General features: G+C 65.6%; 20 protein-coding genes. 12 read left to right on the top strand and 8 right to left on the bottom strand.

The window, feature by feature from the left end:
* Nucleotides 1-69: 69 nt before the first annotated feature.
* The 10 genes from D2V17_RS15575 (at nucleotide 70) to D2V17_RS15530 (ending at nucleotide 10,860) form a co-directional block, all read left to right on the top strand.
* Nucleotides 70-1,758, top strand: a complete 1,689-nt coding sequence (locus tag D2V17_RS15575; protein ID WP_119593742.1) for a dihydroxy-acid dehydratase — start codon at nucleotides 70-72, stop codon at nucleotides 1,756-1,758.
* Nucleotides 1,752-3,041, top strand: coding sequence for an aconitase X (locus D2V17_RS15570; protein ID WP_119593740.1), 1,290 nt, complete (start codon nucleotides 1,752-1,754; stop codon nucleotides 3,039-3,041). The genes D2V17_RS15575 and D2V17_RS15570 overlap by 7 nt, the downstream gene beginning before the upstream one ends.
* Nucleotides 3,041-3,484, top strand: coding sequence for an aconitase X swivel domain-containing protein (locus D2V17_RS15565; RefSeq protein ID WP_119593738.1), 444 nt, complete (start codon nucleotides 3,041-3,043; stop codon nucleotides 3,482-3,484). The genes D2V17_RS15570 and D2V17_RS15565 overlap by 1 nt, the downstream gene beginning before the upstream one ends.
* A gap of 238 nt (nucleotides 3,485-3,722) precedes the next feature.
* Nucleotides 3,723-4,289 (top strand): HdeD family acid-resistance protein, encoded by a 567-nt coding sequence (locus D2V17_RS15560; protein ID WP_119593736.1) that lies wholly within the window; start codon nucleotides 3,723-3,725, stop codon nucleotides 4,287-4,289.
* Nucleotides 4,286-4,681, top strand: coding sequence for a DUF2147 domain-containing protein (locus D2V17_RS15555; protein WP_119593734.1), 396 nt, complete (start codon nucleotides 4,286-4,288; stop codon nucleotides 4,679-4,681). The genes D2V17_RS15560 and D2V17_RS15555 overlap by 4 nt, the downstream gene beginning before the upstream one ends.
* 48 nt (nucleotides 4,682-4,729) lie before the next feature.
* Nucleotides 4,730-5,641, top strand: a complete 912-nt coding sequence (yegS, locus tag D2V17_RS15550) for a lipid kinase YegS (RefSeq protein ID WP_119593732.1) — start codon at nucleotides 4,730-4,732, stop codon at nucleotides 5,639-5,641.
* Nucleotides 5,642-5,855: 214 nt separating this feature from the next.
* A complete protein-coding gene (locus D2V17_RS15545) occupies nucleotides 5,856-7,142 on the top strand; it encodes an arsenic transporter (protein ID WP_119593730.1) in 1,287 nt (428 codons plus the stop codon).
* Between the two features lie 77 nt (nucleotides 7,143-7,219).
* Nucleotides 7,220-7,630 (top strand): DUF2946 family protein, encoded by a 411-nt coding sequence (locus tag D2V17_RS15540; RefSeq protein WP_119593728.1) that lies wholly within the window; start codon nucleotides 7,220-7,222, stop codon nucleotides 7,628-7,630.
* A gap of 75 nt (nucleotides 7,631-7,705) precedes the next feature.
* The gene (locus tag D2V17_RS15535; RefSeq protein WP_220474132.1) at nucleotides 7,706-9,739 is read left to right on the top strand and encodes a TonB-dependent receptor; all 2,034 of its coding nucleotides are present in this window, start codon (nucleotides 7,706-7,708) and stop codon (nucleotides 9,737-9,739) included.
* A complete protein-coding gene (locus D2V17_RS15530; protein WP_119593727.1) occupies nucleotides 9,739-10,860 on the top strand; it encodes a PepSY-associated TM helix domain-containing protein in 1,122 nt (373 codons plus the stop codon). The genes D2V17_RS15535 and D2V17_RS15530 overlap by 1 nt, the downstream gene beginning before the upstream one ends.
* Nucleotides 10,861-10,913: 53 nt before the next feature.
* Here D2V17_RS15530 and D2V17_RS15525 read toward each other — a convergent pair whose 3' ends face one another.
* From D2V17_RS15525 to D2V17_RS15505, 6 genes are all read right to left on the bottom strand, one after another.
* Complete coding sequence (locus tag D2V17_RS15525) at nucleotides 10,914-11,711, bottom strand: acetoacetate decarboxylase family protein (RefSeq protein WP_191229234.1); 798 nt, start codon at nucleotides 11,709-11,711, stop codon at nucleotides 10,914-10,916.
* A 262-nt stretch (nucleotides 11,712-11,973) separates the two neighbouring features.
* Nucleotides 11,974-12,603: a 2-dehydro-3-deoxy-6-phosphogalactonate aldolase gene (locus tag D2V17_RS15520; RefSeq protein ID WP_119593723.1), complete on the bottom strand. Its 630-nt coding sequence runs from the start codon at nucleotides 12,601-12,603 to the stop codon at nucleotides 11,974-11,976.
* Complete coding sequence (locus D2V17_RS15515; RefSeq protein WP_119593721.1) at nucleotides 12,603-13,472, bottom strand: 2-dehydro-3-deoxygalactonokinase; 870 nt, start codon at nucleotides 13,470-13,472, stop codon at nucleotides 12,603-12,605. The genes D2V17_RS15520 and D2V17_RS15515 overlap by 1 nt, the downstream gene beginning before the upstream one ends.
* Nucleotides 13,473-13,556: 84 nt before the next feature.
* Nucleotides 13,557-15,881, bottom strand: coding sequence for a glycoside hydrolase family 127 protein (locus D2V17_RS15510; protein ID WP_191229233.1), 2,325 nt, complete (start codon nucleotides 15,879-15,881; stop codon nucleotides 13,557-13,559).
* Complete coding sequence (locus D2V17_RS21420; protein ID WP_191229232.1) at nucleotides 15,881-16,036, bottom strand: hypothetical protein; 156 nt, start codon at nucleotides 16,034-16,036, stop codon at nucleotides 15,881-15,883. Before D2V17_RS21420 ends, D2V17_RS15510 begins: the two co-directional genes overlap by 1 nt.
* Before the next feature lie 218 nt (nucleotides 16,037-16,254).
* Nucleotides 16,255-16,953 (bottom strand): FadR/GntR family transcriptional regulator, encoded by a 699-nt coding sequence (locus D2V17_RS15505; protein WP_119593717.1) that lies wholly within the window; start codon nucleotides 16,951-16,953, stop codon nucleotides 16,255-16,257.
* Nucleotides 16,954-17,170: 217 nt separating this feature from the next.
* On the opposite strand from D2V17_RS15505, the gene D2V17_RS15500 reads away from it, so the two are divergent.
* A complete protein-coding gene (locus tag D2V17_RS15500) occupies nucleotides 17,171-18,121 on the top strand; it encodes a Gfo/Idh/MocA family protein (protein ID WP_119593782.1) in 951 nt (316 codons plus the stop codon).
* Nucleotides 18,118-19,467, top strand: a complete 1,350-nt coding sequence (locus tag D2V17_RS15495; RefSeq protein ID WP_119593715.1) for a glycoside hydrolase family 27 protein — start codon at nucleotides 18,118-18,120, stop codon at nucleotides 19,465-19,467. The genes D2V17_RS15500 and D2V17_RS15495 overlap by 4 nt, the downstream gene beginning before the upstream one ends.
* Before the next feature lie 12 nt (nucleotides 19,468-19,479).
* On the opposite strand, the gene D2V17_RS15490 is transcribed toward D2V17_RS15495, so the two are convergent.
* Nucleotides 19,480-19,947, bottom strand: a complete 468-nt coding sequence (locus D2V17_RS15490; protein WP_119593713.1) for a GreA/GreB family elongation factor — start codon at nucleotides 19,945-19,947, stop codon at nucleotides 19,480-19,482.
* Nucleotides 19,944-21,266 (bottom strand): Hsp70 family protein, encoded by a 1,323-nt coding sequence (locus tag D2V17_RS15485; RefSeq protein ID WP_119593711.1) that lies wholly within the window; start codon nucleotides 21,264-21,266, stop codon nucleotides 19,944-19,946. Before D2V17_RS15485 ends, D2V17_RS15490 begins: the two co-directional genes overlap by 4 nt.
* Between the last annotated feature and the right edge of the window lie 14 nt (nucleotides 21,267-21,280).

Genomic DNA, 21,280 nt, shown 5'->3' with positions numbered 1-21,280 from the left:
CCCCTCTCCGGCCGGGCTCCAGCGGAGTCTGGCCGGCTTTTTTGCCATCTTTCCCGAAAGACGCCCCGCATGACCCTGAGAAGTCTCGCCGCCAATTCCCCCGTCCGCCACGCGCACTGGCAGGCGCTGGGTCTGTCTGAGGAAGACCTCGCCAAGCCGAAGATCGCGGTGGTCAATTCCTCCTCCGAACTGGCTGTGTGCTACGCCCATCTCGATGGCGTGGCCAAACAGGTGAAAGAGGCGATCCGCGCCGCTGGCGGTGTGCCGTTCGAAGTGCGCACAACCGCGCCTTCGGACTTCATCACCGGGGCCGCGCGGCAGGGCAGCTATATCCTCGCCGGGCGCGATCTGATCCCCAACGACATCGAGGCTCAGGTTGAGGCCGCGCTGCTCGACGGGATGGTCTGCCTCACCTCCTGCGACAAGACCCCGCCCGGCCACCTGATGGCCGCCATGCGGATGAACATTCCCACCATCCTCGTGATCGGCGGCTATCAGGCCTCGGGCATGATCGACGGCGACCATGTCGATATCGAAGACCTGTTCTCCGGCGGCGTGCGCGAGAGGCTGGGCGGCGCGATGAAGCACTCGGTCGACGCGATGACCAAACAGGCCGTGCGCGGCCCCGGTGTCTGCGCGGGTATGGCCACGGCCAACACCATGCACTGCGTGGTCGAGGCGCTGGGCATGTGCGTGGCCGGTTCCGCCCCGGTGCGCGCCAATTCGGACAAGATGTTCGCCTATGCCCGCGAGGCAGGCGCGCGGATCGTCGAGATGGTCAACGAGGGCCTCACCCCGCGCCAGATCATGACAGAGGGCGCATTCCGCAACGCGGCCGCCATGGTGCTGGCGGTCTCCGGCTCGATCAATGCGATCAAGCACCTGCAGGCTGTGGCCGTAGAGGGCGGGCTCGACATCGACCTGTTCCAGATCTGGGAGGACATGGGCCGCGTTGTTCCCACCCTCGCCGCCGTGCGCCCGAGCGGGCCGCGCCGGATCGAGGAGTTCGAGGATGCAGGCGGCGCGCGCGCGATGATGAAGCAGCTCGAAAGCCTGCTCGATGCCGAGGTGATCGTCGCCTCGGGCAAGACGCTGGCCGATGACCTTTCCGAAGTTACAGTGGCCGACGATGAGGTCATTCGCCCGCTCGCAAACCCCATCTCGGAAGGTCCGTCGATTGCGATCCTCAAGGGTTCGCTGGCGCCGGAAAGCGCGGTGGTGAAACTGGGTATCCGCGACGGCTCCCGGCCCGAGGCCTTCTCCGGCCCGGCGCGGGTGTTCGAGACCACCGCGCAGGCAATGGAGGCTATCGCCAGCGGCACGGTGCAGAAGGGCGATGTTCTCGTGCTGCGCGGGCAAGGCCTGAAGGGCGGCCCGGCGATGGGCGGCGGGGCCTCCAATATCCTGTTCGCGATTGATGCGGCGGGGCTCGCCAAGGACGTGGCCTTTGTTACAGACGGGCAGCTCTCGGGCCTGTGCCTCAAGGGCCTGACCATCGCCGAGGTCGCCCCTGAAGGCGCGGTCGGCGGCCCCATCGGGCTGGTGCGCGACGGCGACCCTGTCGAGATCGACGTGGCCGCGCGGCGCATCGACGTGATGGTGCCGGCAGAGGAACTGGCCGCCCGCCCCGGCCCGGGCGACGAATTCGCCGTGCCCGCCGCTGGCTGGCTCGGTATGTACCGCCGCGACGTTCAGGAAATGGGCACCGGAGCGGTGCTGATCGACATGGCCAACACTCGGGGAGAACCCAAATGGTAAGTCTGACCGATGCGGAAAAAGCCATGCGCGACGGCGCCGAGGGGCCAGCCGTCGCCAAGGCGATGGACCTGCTGATCCGCTATGCCGAAGCACTCGACGCGCCCGACTTTGTCTACTGCAACAATATCGCCGGGGTGCCGGGTTCCTCGCCAAAGTGGGTGAAGGACTATTACAAGGAAGACGGCGGCGACTATCGCGCGGTATTCTCGCGCTTCGATCTCGACAGCGACGAAGTGGTCGACGTGCCGCGCATGAACGGTTTCTCGTGCCACCTGCAAGGCGGGATGGACCCCGAGCTGTGGCGCGAACAGGGGATGACCGAGGAAGCCTTCGCCAACTTCCGCAGCGACGAAGCCGAAGTCGCCGCACACGGCATTCAGGTGATGAAGACCTGCACCCCCTATCTCGCGGGCAACGTGCCGGTGATGGGCGAACACTGCGCGTGGATGGAATCGAGCGCGGTGGTGTTCTGCAACTCGGTGATCGGCGGGCGCACCAACTGCGAGGGCCGCGAGAGCACCAGCGCCGCCATGCTGGCCAAGCGCATTCCCAACTGGGGCTTCCACACCGACGCATTCCGCAAGGGTCAGCACGCCATCAAGGTGGAGGTGCCGGTGGATTCGATCTTCGAATGGGGGATGCTCGGCTATTTCACCGGCGCCGCGGTGGAGGATGCGATCCCGGTGCTGTCGGGCGACATCTCGGATGCGGCGCTGATCAAGCACAAGCATTTCGGAGCGGCCGCGGCCTCGTCGGGCGGGGTCGAGATGTACCACATGCTCGGCATCACCCCCGAGGCGCCCACCCGCGAAGTGGCTTTCGGCGGTGCCGACAAGGGCGAGACCTTTACCTACGGCGCGAAGGAACGCGCAGAGGTCTACGAACGGCTCAATTCCATCGGCAGCAGCCGCGATGTCGACTACATCATGCTCGGCTGCCCGCATTATTCGATCGACCAGATCGCCGATGCGGCGCGGATGCTCGAAGGCCGCAAGGTCCACGCAAACACCGAGCTGTGGATCTTCACCAGCCGCGCGGTGAAGGCGACCGCCATGGCCTCGGGCTACGACCGCATCCTCGCCGCCGCCGGCGCGAAGCTGATGACAGACACCTGCTCTGCAATCAGTCAGGCCGTGCCACCGGGCACGAAGGTGGCCGCTTTCGACAGCGCCAAGCAGACGCACTACCTGCCCGCGATCATGGGCATCGAAGGCTGGTTCGGCACGACGCAGGATTGCATCGATGCCGCCTGCACCGGCCGCTGGAATGGAGGGCTGCACTGATGGCTACAACCGCAACACGCAAGCCCGATCTGGTGATCCGCGGCCGCAAGGTGGTGGGCGGCGTGGTCGAAGGCGAAGCGCTGGCGACACAGCAGACTATTTCCGGCTGGGGCGGCGTCAACCCGATGAAGGGCGAGGTGATCGAAAGCCGCCACGAACTGCGCGGGGTGAGCTTTGCGGGCAAGATCCTCGTGTTTCCGGGAGCCAAGGGTTCTTCGGGCTGGTCAGCAGTGTTTCACACCAGCAGGCTGGCGGGCATGTCGCCCATCGGCATGCTGTTCACGATCACGACCACCAAAGCGGCGCTTGGCGCTGTGGTGCTGCGCGTACCCAGCATGACCGACTTCGATATCGACCCGGTCGAGCATATCGAAACCGGCGACTGGCTGCGCATCGATGCCGATGCTGGCGAAGTGCAGGTGTGGAAGGGCGGCAGGCCGTGAAGAGGTTCCAGCCAGAAACAACAGAGCGGCGGATGCGGGTCTGATTCGTACCTTTTCCGGGAGGCCGTGGAGAAGTCGCGCCAGCCCCGCTTCCAGTTCCGGCACAGCGGCATCGAGCGCAACCGCCTGAAGCATCGGGGAGATCCGGAACGGGCAGCACCACCATTTAGGCAACCGGATCTTGTAGTTCCGCAAAGGCTCCGACCTGTGTAGTATGCGTCTCTGATTGGAGCGCGATATGCCTGACATGCACCCGGAACTCTCGCCAGAATCCACTTTGCCCTCGTTTCGCTGGGGCTGGCTCCTGGCTTATGGCCTGCTCTTGATCCTCACGGGCATTGTCGCCCTGACCAACCCGCTCGCCACCGGAATAGTGACCGGCCTGCTGATCGGTTTCACCATTGCGTTCTACGGCATACTCGCGATTGTGGCAGGCCTGTCCGCCATGTCCGGCCATGCCCGCTGGACTGAGCTGGTGCTGGGAGTTTTCGCACTTGTCGCCGGCGGCCTCGTCATAATGATGCCGCTCGCGGGCTCGGCCACCGTGATCTGGATGTTGGGTTTCTGGCTGCTGGCGGCGGGTATCGCCGAGATCATCAGCGCCTTCCGCATCAGCATGGATCGGGGCTGGAGACTGTTCCTGGGCATTATCCATATCATTCTGGGCCTGCTGCTGGTGTTCATGGACCTGCGCGGAAACCTCGTACTGCTGGCGATGCTGATTTCGGTCAGCTTCCTGTCGCGCGGGATCTTTGTGGTCTGGTTTGCCATGGCCGCACGGCGCGCGACCAACACGCTGTCATGAGAGGTTTGCTTGCGATCGGGGCCGCGCTGCTGCTGTGCTCCGGGGCATCGGCGCAGGATCGTTCGCTCGGTGTTTGGCGCAATCCTTCGAACAGCGTCCACGTTCAGATTGAACGCTGCGGCCGCCAGATGTGCGGGACCGTCTCGTGGGCGAACGACAAGGCCAAGGCGGACTCGCGCCGTGGCGGCACCGACCCTCTGATCGGGGCCCAGCTGTTCCGCAATTTTTCGGAGGAAGAACCCGGCGTCTGGCGGGGTCAGGTCTTCGTTCCCGATCTCGGCGAGACCTTTTCAGGGACAGTCACCGTGGTGGACACCAACACGATCCGGGCCAGAGGCTGCCTGCTTGGCGCTATCGGTTGCCGCACGCAGGTCTGGACGCGCGTGCGCTAATGAGCCAGCCCGCAGCCTGACGACGACAGCAGCAGTACCGAGCCCCCCATGACCAGAATACGCGTTATCCTTCACGGCAAGGCCGCCGGAAATCAGGCCGTGCGCGCGGCCATTGAGACGCTTCGGCGCGAAGGTCACGAGATCGGTGTGCGCGTGACGTGGGAAGCGGGCGATGCCACCCGTCTTGCACGCGAGGCGGTGGAGGATGCGCGCGCGGGCCAGATCGACTGCATTGTCGCGGGCGGCGGAGATGGCACGGTGAACGAGGTGATTGGCGCGGCCTGGCAGGTTTCGCCGCCCGAGCGCTGCTCGTTCGGCATCCTGCCCTTGGGCACGGCAAACGACTTCGCCCACTCGACCGGAATTCCGGTCGCCGACCCCGAGGCGGCGCTGCGGCTCGTGGCCGAGACGCCAGCGCGCGCCATCGACCTCGGGCTCTTTGACGCAGAGCCCTTCGTCAATCTCGTCTCGGGCGGCTTCGGTTCGCAGGTGACGGCAGAGACCGACCCCGATCTGAAGCGCCACCTGGGCGGCCTCGCCTACATTCTGAGCGGCCTTGTCCGGCTGGGCGACATGGAGCCTTGCCGCGGACGCTTTCACGCCGAGGGCTTCGAATGGGAAGGTGATTTTCTCGCCTTCGCGCTCGGCAATGGACGACAGGCGGGCGGTGGGATCACGCTGTGCCCCGAAGCACGGCTCGACGATGGCAAGATCGACCTCATGATTTTGCCCGCGCTGGCGGAGAATGCCGGAACCGAGGCCATCCGCACCCTCATCCACGAAGGGGCCGCGAGCCTTGAACGGTTCGCCATTCGCACCCGATCCGACAGCATTCAGTTCGAATCCGACAAGGAGATCTTCGTCAATCTCGACGGCGAGCCGCGCCGGATCCGTTCGGCCCGGATTACCTGTTGCCGACGCGCATTGCGGGTTCACCTTGGCCAAACGCCCCTGCTGTGATCCTCTTACTTCTGCAATTGGCGCGCGTCGGGGCGCCCCCTGCCCGTCAGCTTCGACGATGGGCCTCTGCCATCGGCGAGCGGTTGGCAGCTTTCGGCGTCCCGCAAGTCCTCGATCACAGAGAGCCTGAACTGGCTGGAAACATGCAGCACCACTCTCCCCCCGAGGCAGACGGAGAGCAGGCCACGAACACATCCGCCGGAGCTGTCGGCTGATGGTTCTTGCGGCCCTCATCTTCGTCGCCACCATCACGCTGGTGATCTGGCAACCGCGTGGGCTCGGCATCGGGTGGAGCGCGGTCGCCGGGGCGCTGGTGGCGCTTGCCACCGGCGTGATCTCGCTGGCCGACATTCCCGTGGTGTGGGACATCATCTGGAACGCCACGGGAGCCTTCGTCGCGGTTATCCTCATCAGCCTGCTCATGGACCGGGCCGGGTTCTTCGAATGGGCAGCGCTGCACATCGCGCGCTGGGGCCGTGGCAACGGGCGCTGGCTGTTCGTGCTGGTCGTGCTGCTCGGCGCAGGCGTGGCGGCGCTCTTCACCAACGACGGGGCCGCGCTGATCCTTACCCCGATCGTGATCGCGATGCTCCGGGCGCTGGGCTATAACGCCAGAGCGACGCTGGCCTTCGTAATGGCGGCGGGCTTCATCGCCGACACTTCCAGCCTGCCGCTGGTCGTCTCGAACCTCGTCAACATCGTGTCGGCCGATTTCTTCGACATCGGGTTCGGTGCCTATGCTCTGGTGATGGTGCCGGTCGACCTCGCCGCGATTGCGGCCACGCTGGCCGCGCTGATGCTGTTCTTCCGCAAGGACATTCCGGCCCGCTACGATGCCAGCCAATTGCGCGCTCCGGTTGAGGCCATTCACGATCATGCCACGTTCCGCGCAGGCTGGCTGGTGCTGGCGCTGCTGCTGGTCGGCTTCTTCGTGCTCGATCCGCTTGGCGTGCCGATCAGCGCCGTGGCGGCCATTGGCGCGCTGGTCCTCATCGTCGTCGCGGTGCGGGGGCGCATTATCCCCACCGGCGAGGTAATCCGCGAAGCGCCCTGGCAGATCGTGATCTTCTCGCTCGGCATGTATCTGGTCGTCTACGGCCTGAGCAAGGCAGGGCTCACCGCGGCTGTGGCCGGATTGCTGGAGTGGACGGCCGAAGGCGGGGTCTGGGGCGCGGCATTCGGCACCGGGATTATCGCTGCCGTGCTGTCCTCGATCATGAACAACCTGCCGACCGTTCTCGTGGGCGCATTGTCGATCGACGCCACCAGTGCGACCGGCGCGGTGCGCGAGGCGATGATCTATGCCAACGTCATCGGCTGCGACCTCGGGCCGAAGATCACGCCGATCGGCTCGCTGGCGACATTGCTGTGGCTGCATGTGCTGGGCCAGAAAGGCGTGACAATCGGCTGGGGGTATTACTTCCGGGTCGGCATCACGCTGACAACGCCCATCCTGCTGGTGACGTTGGCGGCGCTCGCCCTGCGGTTGAGTCTGGCGTGAATGGTGCCCACCAGTTTCTCCGCTTCTTGAATACCGGCTGCTGACAAGCGCGCAGGGCCACGCTAGGGGCACTCTTCATGCCCGCTCTTCGCGCCTTCATCATGACGCGTCGCCATCTTGCCATGGCGCTGATCGGGCTGGCCTTGCTGCTGAAGGCCATGATCCCTGCCGGATTCATGCTGGCAAGTGACGGTGGCCGCACGCTGACCATCACGATCTGTTCGGATGCCACCAACGGGCTCAAGCAGATGCAACTGGCGATCCCCGGCAAACAGCCGCAAGGCAGTCCTTCCGAGACCGCGCAGAAGGATGGCCATTGTGCCTTTGCCGGGCTGGCCAAGGTGGCCATGGGCGGGGCCGACCCGTTCCTGCTTGCGCTTGCCTTTGCCTTCATCCTGCTGCTGGGCCTTGCCCCTGCCGGGCCTGCCCTGCGCCAGCTGCCCGATCATCTGCGCCCGCCGCTGCGCGGCCCGCCTGCCCTCGCCTGAAATCCGGCACCGGATGCGCCTGCCTGACCGGCCCGGCGCTCCCACTCTCATAACCGATTTCCTGAGGGCACTTTTATGTCCAGACTGCACCTATCCTCGGCGCTCGCGCTTGCGCTCGCCACGTACCCCCTCGCCGCCAAGGCCAGCGACGACAATGCCGCCGCCGCCAGAAAAGCCGACACCAGCTTCTCGGTCGGCGACATCGTCGTCACCGCGCGCGGGATGGCCGGCAACACCGCCAATGTCCTGACTTCGGTCGACCGTATGGGCGGCAATGTCGCGCAGAACGCCGATGTCGACAACGTCTACGAACTGATCGGCCAGATGCCCGGCATTCAGGTCACCGACTTCAATCAGGGCACCAGCAGCGGCAAGTTCTCGATGCGCGGGTTCAACGGCGAAGGCACCATCAACGCGGTCAAGCTGCTGATCGACGGCGTGCCATCGAACAGCAACGACGGCAACATGCCCTATATCGACATGGTGTTCCCGCTGAACATCGCGACGATCGAGGTCGTGCGCGGCACCTCCGATCCGCGCTACGGCCTCCACGCCATAGCCGGCAGCACCGACATCCGCACCCGCACCGGCGGCACCTACGCCGAAGCGCGCATCGCCGCGGGCAGCTACGACACCTACGAAGGGCAGCTCGTCGCCGGCCTGGAAAGCGGCAGGACCACCCAGAATTACCAGATCGCCTACCGCGAGAGCGCTGGATATCGCGACCATTCCGACAGCAACCGCCTCAGCCTCTCGGGCAAGTGGGGCCTTGCGCTGGGTGAAGACGTAAAGCTCGGCGCCCTCGCCCGCTATTACGAGGCCGATACCGACGAACCCGGCTACCTCACCTATGCCGACAGCCGCGCCAATCCGCGCATGACCAACGCCTACAACGCCTCCGACCGCGACACCCGCGACATGCAGCAGTATGCGCTGAGCGCCGAGGTCGCCTTCTCCGACCGGCTCGACTGGCAGGCCAGCGCGTGGTTCAACCGCCTGCGCGATGATCGCTACGTCAAGTATTCCGCCAGTGCCTCGCAGCAGCGACGGCTCGCCGAAGAGGATCACTATGGCCTGTCAAGCGCCTTGCACTGGCACGGCGAACTGGGGGCCGCCACGCTGATGCTGGAGGCCGGCGGCGACGTGCAGTGGCAGGACAACCGCTCGCTGCGCTGGCTCGCGGTCGAGCGCGTCCCCACCAGCCAGACCCGCGACCAGCAGTTCGACCTCACCGTGGGCGGGGTCTATGTGCAGGCCATCGTCGAGCCGACCGACTGGCTGCGGATCACGCCCGCCTACCGCATCGACTGGGTCGGCGGCAGCTTCGACAACCTGCTGGCGGGCACCAGCGCGCCGATCAACGACTATGGCAGCATCGACCAGCCCAAGCTGTCGGTCGCGCTGCTACCGGCGGCGGGGCTCACGCTATATGGCAACTGGGGCAAGACCTTCCAGATCGGGCTCGGCTCTGGCGCCTATCTGATCGCGCCGCGCGTCGTGGACCTTGCACCCTCGATCAACGAAGGCTGGGAACTGGGCGCCAAGTATGCGCTCGGCGACCTGTTGGAGGCCCGCCTCGCCTATTGGGAGCAGAGCGCGACGGGCGAAATCGCCCGCAAGCTCAACGATCCGCTTGGCGACTTCGAGAATGTCGGGGCGACCGACCGGCGCGGGGTCGATGTGCAGGGCAATGTCCGCCTGCTGCCCAGCCTCAGTCTGTGGGGCGCGCTGGCATGGCAGGAGGCTATCATCTCGGTGGCTCCTCCGGAAAACCCGGAATATGCCGGCAACACCATCAGCCACACGCCGGAATGGCTGTGGTCGGGCGGTGTCGACTGGCGCCCGGCAGAGCCGCTGACGCTTTCGCTCAGCGGGCGCGGGCAATCGTCCTACCACCTCACCAGCGCCAATGCCGAAGGCACCTGGGGCGACCTGACGGTCTTCGATGCCAGCGCCTCCTACCGCCTCAACGAGACGGTCGAGCTTGGCCTCACGCTCAGGAACATCGGCGATGCCTACTCCGAATATGTGTGGTGGGACGGCGCTCAGACGCTGCACAGCCCGGCCAATGGCCGCAACGTAACCGTCAGCCTCAGGCTGCGCGGCTGATGCGCCAGCAGGGGGACCGGATCCGCCACGTCGTGCGCCAGCTGCATCTGTGGCTGGGGCTGAGCCTTGGCGGCCTGCTGGTCCTCCTTGGTCTCACCGGCACGGTGCTCGTCTTCTACCCGGAAATCGATGCCCTGCTGCATCCCGAGATCAGGGTGGAAGGCGAGCAGGCGCCAGACTGGGACCGGGCGCTCGCCACCTTGCGGGCCGAGTACCCGGACAAGGCTGGCCCCTGGCGGCTCGAAGTCACCGGCGCTTGGGGCGCAATTCCCGCGCGCTACTACGCCCCGCCCGAGCGCGCCGGATATGCGTTTCGTCCGATGATGGTCTGGCTTTCGCCCGATGGCATGCGGGTGCTGCGGCGTGACTACTGGGGCGAATATGCCATGACCTTCATCTACGATCTGCATTACCGGCTGTTGCTGGGAGAAACCGGCGGCAAGCTGGTGGGCTGGTCGGGCCTTGGCTTGCTGGCGCTGCTGCTGAGCGGGCTGTGGGCATGGTGGCCGAGGGGCTGGTCGCGCCAAAGCTGGGGCAAGGCGCTGCGCTTCAAGCGCGGGGCCGCGCCATCGCGTACCTTGCGCGACTGGCACAAGCTGACCGGGCTCGGCGGGCTGCTGTTCCTGCTGTTGCTGACGCTGACCGGCGTGATGCTCGCCCTTCCGAAGGAAAGCGACACGGCGCTGGGTGCGTTGGGCCTTGCCGTTACCTCCCTGCCCTCGGTCGAGGCGGAGCATTCCGACGCCCCGCAGATTGCGCCGTCGCAGGCGATTGCCGCTGCCCTGTCGCAGCTTCCCGAGGCACGGATCGCCTGGATCGAAACCCCCGCTTTGACCGGGGGATACTACCGCCTGCGGATGCAGGTGCCAGCCGATCCGAGCTTCCGCTTCCCGCACAGCTTCGTCTGGGTCGATGCTGCGAGCGCAAAGGTTCTCGCCGTGGACAATGCGGCCGAAGCAAGCGGCGGCAATGTGATCAACAACTGGACGCACGCGCTGCACGATGGCTCTGCCGGTGGTCTCGCCGGAAGAATAGTCGCCGCGCTGTGCGGACTAGTGCCGCTGGCGCTGTTCGTAACCGGATGGCTGCGCTGGCGGATCAGGCGCAAGGCGGCCAGATGACGGCGCGCGCGACCGCAGGGCAACGCCCTTCAAGCGATTGAGCGCATGGTCGCCTACCGCAGGATTGTCTGCCCGCTGCCATCGCCGCCGCCGCTCGACCGCACGAGCTGCGCCGGACCGAAATCGTCGAGCGGCAGCGCCGCCAGCGCGTTCACGATCGGGTACTGGGTCGGCATGTCTTCCCAGCGCGCCGCGTGGAAAGCAAAAGACCCGGTGCCGATCTCGCTCGATTGCAGGACTGGCGTAGGTCCATCGGGCGCGGTGATCGTGGCATAGCTCACATCGGCCTCTCCCCACTCGCCCGTGCGGGGAATATACTTGGCAAACATCATCGGCACGGGAGGCGCGGGATCGCCCGGAGCGAAGCCGCTCGCCTGGGCGTCGAGAAAGCGGAACCCCTCCCATTCGGCATGGGTGCGCCAGCCCTCCTCATCCGGTTCGAGGTCGGCAACGTCGGCGTAGATCTTGCTCCAGCCCAGTTCCTCGCGTCCGGTGATGATCGGGTCGGCCATGCTCTCCCACACCACCGGTACAAAGTGACCGGTCTCCTCGGTCAGTCCCTGCCAGCGCGCGGGAATGGCGACGATGGCGATATTGTAGCCCCGCCCGGCCAGCCAGCCGATATTGCGGAACATCAGGAACGACAGGTTGATCCGGGGCTCGCCAGCGAGGGTGAAACCGGGCGGCAACATCGCGGCCAACAGCGAGGGATCGCTGCGCGCGCTGAGCGACAGGGTGGTCGTTTCCTTGCGATAGCGTTCGCCCTGTTTGTCCTCGGGCAGATTGCGCGGGCCGGGCGCAGGGCCGAAACAGATCGGCATGCGGAACATGGGAGACAGTCGGCCAGTCATCAGTGCGGGCTCCGAGGCAGGGATCATGCGACCGTGGCTGGCACGGAATGGCTAAGAGTTTCCGCATAGCACGCTATCGCAGATCGCTGGCAATCCCGTTTCACCGCGAAGGGAGGCTCGGGGCTTAGGCGAAGCCAATTCGCCTCTCGCGAAATCGCGCATGACGAACGCCGAGAGCAAGCTGGGCGGAGCGCTGCGCGATCTGGCGAGCGAAGCGCGGGCGCACAAGCCCATACGCGCAGGGCTTTGAGCGCAGGGCCCCCTAAAGCCGACGCACCGCCGCGACCATGGCCACGGCCGCTTCGTAAACCTCTTCCGCAGCCCTGCCCGGCTTGTAAAGGTTGGAGCCAAGGCCAAACCCGTCCGCTCCGGCGGCCCGCCATTGGGCCATATTGTCCGGATCGATCCCGCCGACCGCGAGCACCTTCACCTCTCTCGGCAGAACCGCGCGCTGCGCCTTCAGCATCGCCGGCTGGGCACTGTCTGCCGGAAACAGCTTGAGCGCGGTCGCGCCCGCCGACAGCGCGGCAAAAGCCTCGGTCGCGGTGTAATAGCCGGGCATGGCGCCCATCCCGAGCGAGCGCGCCTCGCCGATCACCGCCGCGTCGCTGTTCGGTGCCACGATAAAGCACCCTTGCGCCGCGTGGACCTCGCGCACTTGCTGTGCCGTCAGCACCGTACCCGCGCCGATCATCGCCCGCTCGCCGATGCGCTCGACCAAAATCGCGATCGAACGGAGCGGATCGGGCGAATTGAGTGGCACCTCGATCATGGTGAATCCGGCCTCGACCAGCGCATCGCCAATAGCCGGGGCCTCCTGCGGCGTAAGCCCGCGCAGGATCGCCACCAGCGGGCAGGCCGCAAAGGCCGCTTCGAAATCACCTGCACCCATCACATAGCCTCGTAAATTGCCTGAATTCCGGCGGTAAAAGCCGCGTTCGAATCGATCACCTCAACCGTGCCGCCCGCGATCTCGATGGCAGCGCGGTAAAGGATCGCCAGATCGCCATCGGCCAGAAGCGTAACCACTCTGCCGGCAAGATCGCGCGCGCCGACATCGCTGCCGATCAGCAGCCCGCTCACGTAGGACGCGGTATCCTGTGCGGCACGCGCACCAAGCAAGGCCGCCGCGCGGGCCTGAAATAGCGCAGACGGCAAATCGGTTGCCCCCATTCCTCGCGCGACGCCCTCGGCAAAGGCGGGGCCATTCGTCACCGCTCCCTGCAACATTTCCGCCAAGACCGACCCGGACTTGAGCAGCGCGAACAGCTCCCCCGTCATCGCCGTGGACAGCGCGCAAATGCGGATGTCATCCGTTGCGATCCACTTGCTGTGGGTGCCCGGCTGGCAGAACAGTGCGCCGCTCGATACAGCGCCCGAAATCAGCGCTCCGAACACCTGCACCTCCTCGCCGCGCATCACATCGCAGCCGCGCTGATCATGCACCGAAATGCCCGGAACGATGAACACGCGGTCACCGCAAGCATGAGCAGCCGCCGCCAGATCCGCAATCGAGGCGGGAGCCGGGCAATAGGGAACGTCGACCCAGCCGCGGCTCGACCCGACCATGCCCGATGCGATCACCGGCAGGTCGCCATAGTCGGCGCGTATCGCCCCGATTTCAGCCGGATAGTCACTGCGCGCCATGCGCAGCGCGCCGCAGTGGTCACGGCGGGTGTGCCTGAGCGAGCCGTCACCGCCGATCACATAGATCCGCCGGTTGGTCGTGCCCCAGTCAATTGCGATGTAATCACCGCGCACCCAGCAACTCCTCGCGCCCGCCTATTTGTACGACAATAAATCACCTGTCCAGCAGGTCAAGCAGCGCAGAAGACGCGTGGCTGTTCAGTCGGCGGTGAGCATGATCGCTTCGTAGACAAGCGCCCCGTCCTTGTTGGTGGTGAGTGTGACCTCTGCCTCATCGCGCCCCTGCTCGCCCGCATCGGGCAAGGCAAATTCGACCGGGAGGAAGCCCTCGCCCTGCACAGGCCGCGGCGTGACCGGCTCGCCATCGACGGTCAACGAGAAACGCTCCGCTGCCTCGGCACCGAACACGATCACTTGCAACACACCAGCCCCCGGACGCCGCGCCAAGGCAAAGCGGACCGTGTCTCCGGCGGCGATCCGGCGTGCGGCACGACCGTTCCAGTTCACCACCTCGCTCTTCCCCGGCACGAACCGGTGGTCGCGCTCGGGTTGCATCTCGCCAAGCTGGAAGCGGTCCACGGTGCGGCGTGCCAGTTCGCGCGCATGGTCCTGTGCGGCCAGATAGGCACCGCGTTCCTGCGCCCATTGCCCGGCGGTGAAGGTCGGGAAATAGACCGCGGTACGACGGTCATATTGTGCGAAGAACGGCGCCATGGCGAGCGTGCCGCCCAGCGCGTCGGGCACGGTGAAGTGGCCCGGCTCGCCCGCCGGACGCAGCAAATCGGTGGCCGTGCCGCCCTCGCTCAGCAAGGCCGGAGCGGCGCGCGCGAAGGGCTGATCATCCGGCCCGAGATCGGCGGCCAGAACCCTCGGCCCGTGCAGGAATGCCACCAGCGAGGGATCGTCGGGCACGGCCTCGCTCGTCAGCGCCATCGGCATGACGAGTTCAACCGTGTCTCCTTCGCGCCAGCGCCGGGTGATGACGGCGTAGCCCTTCTCCTGCTCGACCGCGACTGGCTTGCCGTTCAGCGCGAGAGAGGCGCCCTTGCTCCACGCCGGAATGCGCAAGGCGATCCGCCGGGGCCCGCGCGGGGCACGCCGCACCGTGAGGCGGGCCTGCCCTTCGTCAGGCATGCGGGTCTGCAAATCGAGTGCGATCCCTTGCGCATCCCAGTCGAGCTGCGACGGAATGTAGAGGTTGACGTAAAGCGTCTGTCCATCGGCCCAGTAGATCGAGTCCATATGCTTGGCATGGCTCTCCATCCCCGTGCCAACGCAGCACCAGAAGCTGTTGTCGGGCTCGGAATAGTAGCGCCGCGCACCCGAGGACAGCGGCATGAAATAGACGAAGCTCCCGTCCCGCGGGCGCTGGTGCGCCATGATATGATTGAGGTGCACGCGCTCGTAAAAGTCGAACAGCGATGCGTCGCCTTGCCAAGCGTAAAGGTGCCGCGTCAGCTTGAGCATGTTGTAGCTGTTGCATGCTTCGCAGGTCGCTTCGGAAATGCGATGCGCGCGCTGGTCCGGCAGCCCGAAATGCTCATGTTCCGAATTGCCGCCGATTACATAGCTGTGGCGCTGCGTGACCGTCTGATGGAAGAACCGCGCGGCTTCAGCACCTTCGGCGCTGCCGTCGAGTTCGTGGATGCGCGCAAGGCCGATCACTTTGGGGATCTGCGTATTGGCGTGGAGCCCCGCAAGACGATCCTCGCCCGCCACCAGCGGATCGAGCACCGCCCGATGATAGAGCCGCTTCGCCAGATCGAGCCAGCGCTTTTCGCCGGTCAGAGCATAGGTTTCGGCATAGCTGTCGTTAAGCCCGCCGAATTCGGTGCGCATGATCTGCTGGAGTTGTTCGTCGCTCAGCCCCTCCAACACCCCGGCGAGATAGCCCGCCACCCCCAGCATTACCGGCAAGGCGCGCGGATTGCGGGCGAGCCGGTGCGCGTCGATCAACCCGGCGTGGATCTTGTGCCAGGTGTAAAGCGGCACCCAGCCACCGTTGAGATCGAAACCGGTGCTGGCGATTTCGCCGCGGCGCAGTTCCTCGAACACGATCTTGCCGTCGACCACCTTGCCATCGCGTTCGACCGTGGTGCCGCCGCAATAGCCATCGCCATGCGCGGCCTGAATACGCGCCATTTCGGCGAGGCAATGGTCGAGTTGTCCGACCAATCCCGCATCATTTCCATTCGCCACTTCGATCGAAACAGCGCTCAGCCAGTGGCCCAGCGAATGCCCGGCGATGCCCTGCGCTTCCCACCCGCCATAGACCGGCTTGGGCGCAGGCAGACCCGCCGAGAGGTAGAAATTGTGCAGGAACCGCTCAGGATCGAGCGAGGCGAGATAGGCCCGGTTGGCCACCTGCGCATCGGCATAGATCGACGGCGAAAGCCGCACTGCTGCCAGCGGCGCAGACTGCAAATTCAGCGTAGGGGCAGCGCCAGCCGCCCTGGCCAAGGTCGGGCCAAGCAGCGCCGCGGCGCTCGCGCCAATGAGGGATTGCCGGCGGGTGAAGCGCATCACAGCGCCTCCCATGCAAGGCCATCGGGCTCGGACTGATGGGTGCGAGGGCCATGCGATAGCCAGACGAGCTTCCGGTAAAGCTCGCCGAGCGCCACGATGAGCAGCCCCGGCCCACGAACCGCGCCCCCGTAATTGCCAATGGTGTCCGCCATGTTTCCCTCAGTCCCCGACCGGCCCATCGCGTGAGAAACAGGCCTCGCTTGATGCTGTTACGCCTTATTATGTCTGACTATATGTCCATGAACCGGCCAGTCAACGTTCATGAGAACGGAAATTGCTGACGCGCAGGCACGTCCTCCCTAACAGCGAGCCAGAAAGCCAAAAATGCCGCAGGTCTGGTCCCGCGCACGGCGGCTAAAGCAGCACCTCTTCAGGCGCCAAGCGCTACCTCGGTATCGCGCTGCGCCAGGGCGATAAGCTCTTCGGTCACTTGCCGCGCCCGTTCGGCATCGCCATCGGCGATTGCTTCGAACAACGCGCGGTGCTCCTCGATCGAATCGCGCGGCGATTTGCTTTTGCGCGACTTGAAGAACGTCGTCCAGCGCACCGCCGCGCCAATCGTGGCGGAAAGGCTGACCATCAGTTCGTTGTCTGTGGCCATCAGGATGGCGGCATGGAACTCCTGATCGGCCACCTGACCTTCGGGCGTGCTCAGCGTGTGGCGCGCCATCTCTTCCAGGGCATGCCCCATCGCGGCCAGATGGCGCGCAGTCTTCTTCTTGGCCGCCAGCGCCGCAGCGGCCGGCTCAACCACCAGACGCAACTCAAACAGGCTTTTGACGAACTTGGGCGGTGGCGTCACCTCGAACATCCATTCCAAGACGATAGGATCGAGCATGTTCCACGCCTCGCGATCCCGTACCCGCGTGCCGATCTTGGGCCGGCTTTCGATCAGGCCGCGCGCCGAAAGCATACGCAACGCCTCCCGCACCACGCTGCGCGAAACGCCATGGTCCTCGGCGATCTCGATCTCCCCCGGCAACACGTCGCCCGGACGTATCTGGCCGGTGACAATGGGCACGCCCAGTTCACGTGAGAGCTTGATGTGGGACGGTTCGCGCTTCGCCATGCCTCGCTCTGGTGATGACCTCTCAACGGGTTTCATTTGCCTCACTTTCTTGCGCAGTTCGCCTCAGGTTTGGCAACACCTGTTTGCCAGGTCGGGGTTGTGTTTCGGTTAGCGCGCGATATTGTCGGACAAGAAGGCAACATCTGTCCTCGGGGAGGAAACCTATGCACAAGCGGCCCATGAGCGCCGAAAGGGCACCAGCAAGGGGCTGCGCGCTGTGACAGCCCCGATCAGGATCGCCGTTATCGGCCTCGGCAAGATCGCGCACGATCAGCACTTGCCCGCCATCGCGCGCAGCCATCAGTTCGATCTGGTCGCCACGGTCGACCGCGCTGGCGTGAGTGAAGGCCCAACACCGTTCTTCCCCTCCATCGAGGCATTGATAGCAAGCGGAATCGCGGTCGATGCGGTGGCCATCTGCACCCCGCCGCAGGTCCGCCACGATATCGCTCAGACTGCGCTCGAACAGGGCTGGCACGTGCTGCTGGAGAAGCCTCCCGGCGCAACCATCGCCGAGGTCGTTGCCCTGCGCGAGGCCGCCCAGGAACGCAAGGTAACGCTGTTCACCGCCTGGCACTCGCGCTTTGCGCCGGCGGTGGAGGCGGCGGGCGCGTGGCTCAAAGGCCGCGAAATGACGCGCGCGAAAATCACCTGGCGCGAGGATGTGCGCATCTGGCATCCGGGGCAGGACTGGATCTGGGCGCCGGGCGGGTTCGGCGTGTTCGACCCAGGCATCAACGGCCTCTCGATTGCCACCAGTATCCTGCCCTCGCCGATGTTCGTAGTCAGTTCGCAGCTTTCGTTCCCGGCCAACCTGTGCGCGCCCATTGCCGCGCAGGTCAGTTGCCGTGACCGCAGCGGTGCCCCCATCGAACTCGATTTCGATTTCCTGCAGGAAGGCCCACAGCATTGGGACATCGAGGTCGAGACGACCTCGGGCACGCTGGTGTTGTCCAAAGGCGGGGCGGAGCTTTCGGTGTCCGAAGGCGCCCTCGGCGAGCACGACACGCGCGGTGAAGACCTCGTGGGCGAATATCCGGGCCTTTACCGGAGGTTTGCGGCTCTCGTGCGGGCGGGCGTGTCGGAGGTTGATGTAAGTCCGATGCGGCTCGTCGCGGATGCGTTTCTGCGCGCACGGATCGTTCAGGTGGAGGAGTTTCACGAATGACCCTGTCCCGTCGCGGCCTGCTCGGCGCAGGACTGACCACCGCACTCGTACCCACACTGGCATCGGCGGCCTCGGTGCCCGGCGCGCGCGCTTCGGCATCGGCGCAGCTCGCCCCCACGCCGCCGATGGGCTGGAACAGCTGGAACAGTTTTGCCACCACCATCACCGAGGAACAGACGCTCGAACAGGCGGCGATCATGCAGCGCGACCTGCTGCCCGCCGGTTATGACATTCTGACGGTCGATATTCAGTGGTACGAACCCGCCGCGTCGAGCTATCAGTACAACACCGAACCCGAACCGGTGCTGGACGGCTTCGGGCGGCTGTTGCCCGCGCCCAATCGTTTCCCTTCGTCCGAAGGCGGCCATGGTTTTGCGCCGCTCGCCGCCAGGGTTCATGCGCTGGGCCTGCGCTTCGGCGTTCACCTGATGCGCGGCATCCCCCGCCTTGCGGTCAAGCGCGATCTGCCGGTGTTGGGCACCGAGGTCACCGCCGCGCAGATTGCCGACACCACCAGCCTGTGCTCGTGGAACCCCGATATGTACGGCGTCGATATGAGCAAGCCCGGCGCGCAGGCCTATTACGACAGTGTCTTTGCGCTGTTTGCCGCCTGGGGCGTCGATTTCGTCAAAGTCGATGATCTGTCGCGCCCCTACGACGCCCATGCCCCGGAGATCGAGGCGATCCATCGCGCGATCGTCAACAGCGGGCGACCGATGATCCTCAGCATGTCACCGGGAGAGACGCCGGTGATACGCGGCGATCACGCGCGCGCCTTCGCCCAGATGTGGCGGATCTCCGACGACTTCTGGGACGAATGGCCGATGCTGGAAGCGCAGTTCACCCGGCTTGAGAACTGGAACCCGTTTATGGGCGAAGGCAGCTGGCCAGATGCCGACATGCTGCCGCTGGGCCGACTGGCGCTGGGCGAGCGGGATACGAAGTTCACCCCGGACGAACAGCAAACGGTGATGACCTTGTGGTCAATCGCGCGCTCGCCGCTGATCATGGGCGGAGACCTGCGGCACCTCGATGCGGCAACCAAGGCCTTGCTTACCAACCCCGAGGTGATTGCGGTCAATCAGGCCTCGTTCGGCAACCGCCCGCACTTCGTGGAAGACCGCACCCGCATCTGGTCCGCCCGCGCTCCGAATGGCGATCACTATCTGGCCCTGTTCAACACCGGTAACGACCCGCGCGAGGTTGGGATCGATCTGGACATGCTGGGCATTAACCGCGCCGTTTCGGTCCGCAACCTGTGGACGGGGCAGAACGAGGAAGACGCCTCTGGCCGCCTGTCGCGCGCGGTCCGGCCGCACGGTTCGGTGCTGTTGCGGCTCTCATGAAAGCCCCGTCTGTCAGGCCCCCGCCACGGTGATGGCGAGGATCTCTATCGCATCGGCATTGCCCGCGAAGTCGATCAGATCCCCCACCTCGCTGCCCATCATCGCGCGGGATAGCGGAGCCGAAAAGGCCAGCAGGCCCGCCGCCGGATCGGCCTCATCGCCGCCCACGATGGTGATCGCCCGCTGCTGACCGTTGAGCGTGAATTTCACCGTGGTGCCAAAGGCCACCCGGCTGCCATCAGGCTCGGCCATGCGTTCGGCGGTTGTCTGCCTGGTGTGCCAGTAGCGCAGGTCGCGTTTCAGGGCGGCGATCTCGGTTTCGTCCTCCGCGCCCGCCAGCGCCGCCTCCAGTGCAGCGACCTTGTCGTCGATCTGCGCCAGCCCTCGCGCGGTGACGAGATTGGGACCGGCCGGAATGGGCAGCTCGAATTTGGGTTCGAGATGTTCGTCATCGCCCTCGCGGCGGAAGGCTACGCTCATGATTGCTCCTCTTCCTCAATCACCCAATCGGCAAGATCGGGATCGGCGGCCATCAAGCCCAGCCCATGGGCAATCGAGGTCAGCTCGTTGCCCTGCGCGATCCGCTCGTCACCAAAGCGCTGTTCGAACAGCCTGCGCACCGCCGGTATCAGCGACGATCCGCCGGTCAAAAACACATGGTCGATATCCTGCGCGGAAAGTCCGGCCTGGTTCAGCGCCGCGTCGACCGTCTGATCAATGCGTTGCAGATCGGGCGCGATCCAGTCTTCGAAGTTCTTACGGCTGACCTCCGCCGCGATAGCAAGCCCCGTTGCGGAAAAGGCAAACTCTGCCTCGGTGTCGCGCGAAAGGGCGCGCTTCACCTGCCCGACCGCTTCGTAAAGCGCGTGGCCCAGTTCGCCCTCGATCACCGCAATCATGCGTTCGATCGCAGCCGGATCGGTGGCGCTGCGTTGCAGGCGCGCCAGCTCATCGAGGGTGCGCCGGTTGCGCATCAGGGCGAGCCGCGACCAGTCGCCAAAATCGGCATAGTGCCCGGAGGGGATTTCCAGCACCTTGTCGAACGAGCGATAGGTGCCGCCCTTGCCCAGCAGCGGGAGCACCAGATGGTCCATGATCCGATAGTCGAACATGTCTCCGGCAATGCCGATGCCCGCCGAGCCCAGCGGCACGCAACGCTTCGCCGCGCCGGGGGCGCCCACCCGCACGATCGAGAAGTCGCTGGTGCCGCCGCCGAAATCGGCCACCATCAGCGTCGCCGGATCGTTCAGGCGCGAGGCAAAGCCATAGGCCGCGCCCATCGGCTCGTAGACGTAGTGAACCGGGCGTCCGAGCATGGCGAACATCGCATCATAGCGGGCGCGCGCCAGAGCCGGATCGGGCCGCGCGCCGACATAGCGCACCGGGCGGCCGATCACGATATTGTCGGGCAGATCGGCCAGCGCTTCGCCTGCATGGGCGAGCAGATGGGTGAGGAAGATCTGGCCCAGCTCCTCGAACCGCAGCCGTTTGTCGAACAGGCTGGCGCTCTCGAACAGGGGATTGGCGGCGAGCGACTTGAACGACTGCAGAAAGCGGCTGCCTTCGGGAAAGTCGAGAAACTCGGCGATGGCCCATGGGCCTGCTTCGTGCCCGAGCCCGCCGCGCACGGCATGCTCCTGCCAGAAGCACAGCGCCGAACGGAACACGTCGGACGCGCCGCCGGGTGCGGCAAATTCGACCAGCGCCGTGTCCCCGTCGGCGCGGGTGCTGGCGATGACCGAGTTGGTCGTTCCGAAATCGATCCCGATGGCACGTGCGGCGGGTTTGGGGTCGGTCATGGTGGCCTGTCCTA

The organism is Aurantiacibacter xanthus, assembly GCF_003584015.1.
GTDB lineage: Bacteria > Pseudomonadota > Alphaproteobacteria > Sphingomonadales > Sphingomonadaceae > Alteraurantiacibacter > Alteraurantiacibacter xanthus.
Note: the sequence above shows the minus strand (reverse complement) of the source record. Positions and strands in the feature narration are given on the sequence as shown.